Origin of the sequence: Dietzia sp. HMSC21D01, from assembly GCF_001815995.1 — a bacterium.
Classification (GTDB): domain Bacteria; phylum Actinomycetota; class Actinomycetes; order Mycobacteriales; family Mycobacteriaceae; genus Dietzia; species Dietzia cinnamea.
Window position 1 is genome coordinate 1 of sequence record NZ_KV823768.1, and the last position, 959, is coordinate 959.

1 protein-coding gene is annotated in these 959 nt (G+C 74.8%); it reads left to right on the top strand.

What is annotated here, in order from left to right; all coding sequences use genetic code 11:
- Positions 1–925 (top strand): ribosome small subunit-dependent GTPase A (gene rsgA / locus HMPREF3086_RS03670; protein WP_070720197.1); only part of this gene is annotated, 925 nt, incomplete at its 5' end.
- Positions 926–959: the final 34 nt, after the last annotated feature.

Below are 959 nucleotides of genomic sequence, written 5' to 3' on the forward strand. Positions count from 1 at the left end.
GATGGTCGTCGCCGTCGACCGCGGCCGGTGGGGGTGCGTGCTGCTCGACGACGGGCCCGGGCACAGCGCCGGCACCCGCGTCGTCGCCATGCGGGCGCGCGAACTGGGCCGCACGCCCGTGGTGGTGGGTGACCGTGTGGGCGTGGTCGGTGACCTGTCCGGCGCGCGCGACACCCTCACCCGCATCGTGCGCGTCGAGGACCGCTCCACCGTGTTGCGTCGCACCGCCGACGACTCCGACCCCTACGAGCGCGTCGTGGTGGCCAACGCCGAACTGCTGCTCATCGTGGTCGCCGTGGCCGACCCGCCGCCCCGCGCCGGATTCGTCGCCCGCGCGCTCGTGGCCGCCTACACCGGCGGGCTGGAACCGGTCCTGTGCCTGACCAAGGGCGACCTCGACGACCCGTCCGCGTTCGCCGCCGAGTTCGCCGCCCTCGACGTGCCGGTCCTGCGGGTGGGGGTCGACGACGAGCTGGACGATCTCCACGCCGTGATCGACGGCCGGATCTCCGCGATGATCGGGCACTCCGGGGTCGGGAAATCGACCCTGGTCAACCGCCTGGTCCCCGATGCGGACAGGGCGACGGGCGTGGTCTCCGGCGTCGGGAAGGGCCGGCACACGTCCACCCAGTCGGTCGCGCTCGAACTGGCCGCCGGCGGCTGGGTGGTGGACACGCCGGGCATCCGCAGTTTCGGACTGGCGCACGTCTCGCCCGACGACGTGGTGGCCGCGTTCTCCGACCTCGACGAGATCGCGGCGGACTGCCCGCGCGGGTGCACCCACCAGGGACCGCCGGCCGACCCCGAGTGCGCGTTCGACGCCATCGACGATCCGGCCGTGCACCGACGGGCGATGGCCGTGCGCGAGCTGCTCGGGGCGCTGCAGTCCAACGACCCCTGGGCGCTGGGACTGGACCAGGACTGACGCGCCGCCACGGGCACGCGGGCGGCGGGCGGCG